The sequence below is a fragment of the Aeromonas sp. ZOR0002 genome, assembly GCF_963866995.1.
GTDB lineage: Bacteria > Pseudomonadota > Gammaproteobacteria > Enterobacterales > Aeromonadaceae > Aeromonas > Aeromonas caviae.
On the sequence record NZ_CAWMFQ010000274.1, the window covers coordinates 445 to 6,532 of the forward strand.

Annotated in this window: 5 protein-coding genes and 1 pseudogene; 3 read left to right on the forward strand and 3 right to left on the reverse strand. The window is 64.7% G+C overall.

Translation table 11 applies throughout. The features are described from left to right. The 3 genes and pseudogenes from AACR77_RS14830 to AACR77_RS14840 all read right to left on the reverse strand — a co-directional run. Nucleotides 1-837: pseudogene (locus tag AACR77_RS14830) on the reverse strand (HAD-IIIC family phosphatase); the annotation flags it as partial. Nucleotides 838-937: 100 nt separating this feature from the next. Then, nucleotides 938-1,471 carry an ATP--cob(I)alamin adenosyltransferase gene (locus AACR77_RS14835; protein ID WP_042016441.1) on the reverse strand — a complete coding sequence of 178 codons (534 nt, stop codon included), beginning with the start codon at nt 1,469-1,471 and terminating at the stop codon, nt 938-940. Nucleotides 1,472-1,565: 94 nt separating this feature from the next. Next, complete coding sequence (locus tag AACR77_RS14840; RefSeq protein ID WP_042016467.1) at nt 1,566-2,687, reverse strand: DUF5610 domain-containing protein; 1,122 nt, start codon at nt 2,685-2,687, stop codon at nt 1,566-1,568. A 169-nt stretch (nt 2,688-2,856) separates the two neighbouring features. Between AACR77_RS14840 and trmA the strand changes: the two genes are divergently transcribed. From trmA to AACR77_RS14860, 3 genes are all read left to right on the forward strand, one after another. Further along, nucleotides 2,857-3,990 carry a tRNA (uridine(54)-C5)-methyltransferase TrmA gene (gene trmA, locus AACR77_RS14845; protein WP_042882517.1) on the forward strand — a complete coding sequence of 378 codons (1,134 nt, stop codon included), beginning with the start codon at nt 2,857-2,859 and terminating at the stop codon, nt 3,988-3,990. Between the two features lie 259 nt (nt 3,991-4,249). Then, nucleotides 4,250-4,957, forward strand: a complete 708-nt coding sequence (gene rstA / locus AACR77_RS14850; RefSeq protein WP_010676073.1) for a two-component system response regulator RstA — start codon at nt 4,250-4,252, stop codon at nt 4,955-4,957. A gap of 228 nt (nt 4,958-5,185) precedes the next feature. Then, on the forward strand, nt 5,186-6,088 hold a 903-nt coding region (locus AACR77_RS14860; RefSeq protein ID WP_042882519.1), incomplete at its 3' end, for a HAMP domain-containing protein.

Consider the following 6,088-nt stretch of genomic DNA (forward strand, 5'->3'; position numbering starts at 1 on the left):
CTGCGCCCGTGTCAGCACCATGCCGGGATGCTCGTCAAACAGCCGCCACACATCGTCAGCCAGATTCTTGGAGCAGAGCGCCAGCACTATGCCCTGCCCGTGCCAGTGGCTGGCCGCCTGCTGGAAGGCCTGGTAGAGCCGGCCCATCCCGTCCTGCCCCAGCAAAACGCCGCCGACACCGTCTTCGCCGACCACGCCGCCCCACAGGGTATTGTCGCAGTCGAGCACCAGCACCTTGTGGGCGGGTTGCTGCAACCGCTGCAGCAAGGGGAGAATCCACTGCGCCAGGCTGGCCAGACCGGCCATGGAGAAGGGGCAGGACATCAGATAGAGGTTGCGCCGATCGAAGCAGTGCTGGCGGCCATACTGTTGCAGCCAGAGTGGCAGGTGCAGGTCGTCCAGGCCGGGTTGCTGCAGGCGCAGGCGGGCCATCTGCTGCTCGAACGCACTGGCCAGCACGGCCAGCACGGCAGGGGCCGTGCCATAGACACAGAGCGGCGCATGGCTGCAGGTCCCCACCAGCAGATGATCCTGCGGGCGGCGCTGCAGATGCTGCAACAGAGGCTGGCAGAGCGCGTCGACGAAGGCGGCAACCGCCAGCAGCTGCTCATCCTGCGCCAGACGGCCCCACTCCTGCAGGGTCCGGGCAGGCACCAGATCTTCCCACAGCCAGATAATGATATGGGTCCCGGCCGCAGCCTCGGTGCTCTGGTGCATCAGGGTCTGCAGCCACTGGCCATGAGGGGCAACCTGCACTTCGCCGTATTCAGCCAGGGGTCGCCAGGCGAGGTTGCCCGGCATCAAGAACGAACTGCCACTGAGATGAATCGATGTCATGGCTTCTCCCACTCCGCTGTCGGCACCATCCAAGTTTTAATAACTTTGCTTGATCGTCTTTGATCTTCTAGAAAAATAAAAGCCTTTTCAGTCATTTATATCAGTAGTTGATGCTGACATAGGGGACTTCGGTCACATCCCACGCCTGCTTGAGGTAGACGGTGAGCACGAAGAAGAAGTTGGCCAGCAGATTGGCGAAGCGATAGAGGATAGGATCGAAGCGCACGCCGCTCTCTTCCAGGCGTACCAGCAGACGCACCACCTTCTTGCTGCCACAGCGGCACAGGTGCAGGGTGGGAATGGGCTGGGGCCCCTGGGGCAGCACGAAGCCGGTCACCCGGCCGCGACTCGCCTCGTTGTAGTGATCGTACCGTCCCTTCAGCCAGTCCAGATCCTCCTCGAAGATGCCGAGCCGTCCCCGCACCGAGCCGTTGAGGTTGTAGATGAGCCGCTGCAGGGTCGCCAGATCCGCCATCACGGGCCGAGTATCCTCATCCGGCATCAGATGAGAGAGCACGGCCCCCACCTGGCAGCAGAGCTCGTCGGTGGCGATCTCGTAGTCGCACTGGAACTGGGTTTCGAAGATGAAGGGGTAGCAGAGCTCGCGCTTGTCTCTTGGCTTCTTGGGGTTCATGGCATCGCCGGGCTGGGGAAAAGGGCAGTGTGCCAGCCCGGGGACGGGCTGGCAAACACCCCGCCCCCGCCAGCATCACGGGGGCGTCGCCAGACTAGCCGGTCGCCATCTGCTGGCCGAGCAGCCTCATGGCTTCCAGCATCCGCTGGTTGAAGCCCATGAAGCCTGCCCCCTGGGTCGCCCCGTCCTGACCCCGCGCCGCCAGCACGGTGGGCGTCAGCGCCTCCTGCTGGGAAGGGGGCAACAGGGCGTCGGCCTGCTGCTGCAACCGGCTGAGCCTCGGCAGGTAGTCCGCCAGGGGCTTGAGGCTCTCCTGCAGGGAACTGGCCCCCTGGTAGGTCTGACTCAACTTGGCCGATTGCTTGAGCTTGAGGGAGTAGGAGACCAGCTGGCTGTCATCCAGTTGCAGCCCGTTCAGCCCGTCCGCCAGGGTCTTGCCGTCGCCCCCCTTGAAGAACTGCCCGGCCAGCTCGTCCAGCCCCTTGACCAGGGTGCCGATGGCATCCATCTCGGCACTGTCGAGATCCCCCTCCAGGGAGAAGTCGAAGCTCTGGCTCGACTTGAGGCTGAACTGGCTGCCACCCCCATCGCTCTGGGACTTGAACTGCCAGCTGTCGCTGAAGCGCAGCATCACCTTGTCCCCGTCCCGGGTCTCGATCTCGAGGAGGGCCTGCTGGCGGCTGGCCATCCTGGCATCCCCCAGATCCGTGGTCGACACCTTGCCGAAGAACTCCTTCTCGAACTCGTCGAGCCCCTTCTGGATCAGCTTGTAGCTCTGATCCATGCCGGTCTTGATGTCCTCGTTGTCCGCCCAGTCACCGAGCTGCTTCCTGGCGTCACCGAAGCCCTTGTCCACCCCCTTGCGGGCCTGCTCCATCATCTTGGTCAGGTCGTCGTCGGACTTGCCGTCGGCACGGGCCGCGCCTATCCGCCCGGTGACGAACTGCAACACGTTGTCCGCCACCGACTGGAAATCGAACAGGGTCTCCGGAGTAACCTCCTGGGGCTCCTGCACCTTGGGTGCCTTGTAGCCCTGGCCGTTGATCTCCAGCGCAAATTGCAGCGCCTGCTGGATCAGCACCTGGGCCCATTTCGGGGGCTTGTTCAGGGAGACCTCATCCCCCTTGTCCGCCGTCTTCGACTCCGTCTGTTGAGGCGATTTGGGAGCAATGCCCACTCCCTTGGGTTGGGCTGCGCCCATGCCATCAATTTGCATCATTACTCTCCCGCCTATAGTGGTGGATCGGTTATCGGCCCGACTGGCCACTTCTTGACCACAAAAAACTTGGACAATCCGCAACGGCCTTTTAAAATCCCCACCCTTTGGTTGGCTGCGGCCTTCCCCCGGTCTTTCCCCGGCTCAGCCCGGTGCATGCGAGGTATCCATGACTCAATCCCAGCCCTCTTCCGCCGACGCCCAGGGCAGACGGACTCCTGCCGACTACCAGGCCCAGCTCGACGAGAAGCGCGATCGCCTCACCCAGCTATTCGCCCCCTTCAATCCGCCCGCGCTGGAGTTGCACGCCTCCCCCGCCGAGCACTACCGGATGCGCGCCGAGTTCCGCATCTGGCACGAGGGGGATGACCTCTTCCACTGCATGTATGCACCGGCCACCAAGGAGATCATCCGGGTCGACAGCTTCCCCACCGCCAGCCTGCTCATCAACCGGCTGATGCCGGTGCTGCTGGCCGGGCTTCGCCCGCACCCCGTGCTGCGCAAGAAGCTGTTCCAGATCGACTACCTCTCCACCCAGTCCGGCCAGATCTGCGTCAGCCTGCTCTACCACCGCAAGCTGGAAGCCGAGTGGCAGCAGGCCGCCGAGGCGCTGCAGGCCGACCTGCGTGCCAAGGGGTTCGAGCTGCAACTGATTGGCCGCGCCCACAAGCAGAAGATCTGCCTGGGGGATGACTTCGTCATCGAACGCCTGACCGTGCAGGGGCGCGAGCTGGTCTACAAGCAGGTGGAAAACAGCTTCACCCAGCCCAACGCCGCCATCAACGAACAGATGCTGGGCTGGGCCCTGGACGTGACCAAAGAGAGCGAGGGGGACCTGCTGGAGCTCTACTGCGGCAACGGCAACTTCTCCATCGCCCTGGCGCAGAACTTTCGCAAGGTGCTGGCCACCGAGATCGCCAAGCCGAGCGTGGACTCCGCCCAGTTCAACATCGCCGCCAACGGTGTCGACAACCTGATCATCCTGCGCATGTCGGCGGAGGAGTTCACCATGGCGATGCGCGGTGAGCGGGAGTTCAACCGCCTCAAGGGGGTCGATCTTCGCGCCTACCAGTGCAACACCATCTTCGTCGACCCGCCCCGGGCCGGTCTGGACGACGCCACCGTCAAGCTGGTGCAGGATTACGACAACATCCTCTACATCTCCTGCAACCCCGAGACCCTGCAGGCCAACATGGCCGTGCTCGGTGAAACCCACGAGATCGCCCGCTTCGCCCTGTTCGACCAGTTCCCCTGGACCCACCACATGGAAGCCGGGGTGTACCTGAAGCGCAAGGGCGGCTGATCCGGGCGGTTCCCCGGCTGCCCCATGGCAGCCGGGGCCGCTTTGGCCACTGAAGGGCACGGAGCCTGCCTCATCGGACCGACCCGCCACGGGACAAGTGGGGCGGCCCGATGCCAACCGCTTCATCCTGTCCCCCCTTCTCCCCCGGGAGAAGGGGCAAAAACCCCCGCATTGATTAGTTATCCCGGTGCAGAGCGCGGACGCAGCCGTTATGCTGGCGACACGCCCACTCACGCCATGACCGGGGAATCACGCCACCATGCCACGCGTTCTGTTTGTTGAAGACGATCCCGAGATAGGCCAGCTCATCAGCAGCTGGCTCGGTCGCCACGACATCGAGGTGCTGCTGGAGACCCGGGGTGACCGGGCACTCGACAGGGCCCTTGCCGAGCAGCCGGATCTGGTGCTGCTCGACATCATGCTGCCGGGGCAGGATGGCCTCTCCCTGTGCCGGGATCTGCGTCCGCGCTTTGCCGGCCCCATCGTCATGCTCACTTCGCTCGACAGCGACATGAACCAGATCCTGAGCCTGGAGCTGGGGGCCAACGACTACATCCTCAAGACCACGCCCCCCCCGGTGCTGCTGGCCCGGCTACGAGTCCAGTTTCGCCAGCAGGGGCAGAGCCAGCAGGCCGTGGTCCCCGCCGCCCCGCCCCAGCGCCTGCAGTTCGGCCGCCTCCAGATAGACGGCCCGGGTCGGGACGTGCGCCTCGATGGGGAGAGCATTCCCCTCTCCACCGCCGATTTCGACCTCCTGTGGGAGCTGGCCTGCCACGCCGGCCAGATCCTGGGGCGGGAGGCGCTGTTTCGCAGCCTGCGGGGGCGCGACTACGACGGCCAGGATCGCAGCATGGACGTGGCCATCTCCCGTCTGCGCCGCCGGCTCGGGGATGACAGCAACAACCCGACCCGCATCAAGACGGTGCGCCAAAAGGGTTATCTACTCGTACCCCAGGCTTGGGAATGATCTGGTGTCTCACACGCCTGCACACCAGAAGCCAGGGAATGACAGCAACAACTCGATCTGGATCAAGACGGTGCGCCAGAAAGGTTACCTGCTAGTACCCCAGGCCTGGGAATAAGCCCCGCCGAATGACCTTGATGCTCTCAGCCTTCTCCCCTTGCGGGAGAAGGGTTGGGGATGAGGGGCAACAAGGCAATGTCCAGACGCAATCCAGGCAAGAGGAGAGCCCCGATGCGACGCCTGTTTATCCAGTTCTATCTGCTGCTGATAGGCTGCTTCACCCTCGCCATTCTGCTCATCGGGCTGGTCTATCAGGTCAGTGCAGAGCGGGCGGGGGACCGCTATCTGGAGCGGATGATGCAAGGCTCCCTCGGCCTGCTCACTGGCGAGCTGGCCCGGCTGCCGCCGGAACACTGGGCCACCCGCACCGGCGAGCAGAGCCGCCAGCTCAATCTGCCGCTGCAGATCGGCGTCCTCGCCAACCAGCCCCTGGCCAGCGAGGATCAGGCCTTCCTCGAGGCGGGCAACATCGTCATCGTCGAGGAGGATGACACCTTCCTGCAGCGCATCCCGAACACCGACAAGGTGCTGATCGTCGGCCCCGTCCCCTACCTCTCCTACCTGCACGAGCTGCACTGGGTGGACGTGGGGCTGCTGCTGCTCATCGGCCTTTCCCTCGGCCTGCCCATCCTGCTCTGGCTGCGCCCCCACTGGCGCGGCCTGCAACAGCTCGAACAGACCGCCCGCCGGGTCGGCGACGGGGATCTCTCCTGTCGCACCGGTTTGCCGCCCGGCAGCAGCCTGGGCCGGGTCGGCCGCACCTTCGACCAGATGGCGGAGCAGTTGCAGGCCATGCTGGCCAGTCGCAAGCAGTTGACCGACGCCATCGCCCACGAGCTGCGCTCCCCCCTGGTGCGGCTGCGCTATCGCCTCGCCATGCTGGCCGAGCCTCCCTCACCCGAGGAGCAGCAGGGACTGGAGCGGGACCTCGGCGCCCTCGATGCCCTCATCGAGGAGATGCTCACCTATGCCAGGCTCGATCGCCCCGAACTACCGCTGCAATGCAGCGATCTGGAGCTCGGCAGCTGGGCCGGCAGCCGCCTTGCCGACTGGCAGGCCCTTCGGCCGGACAAG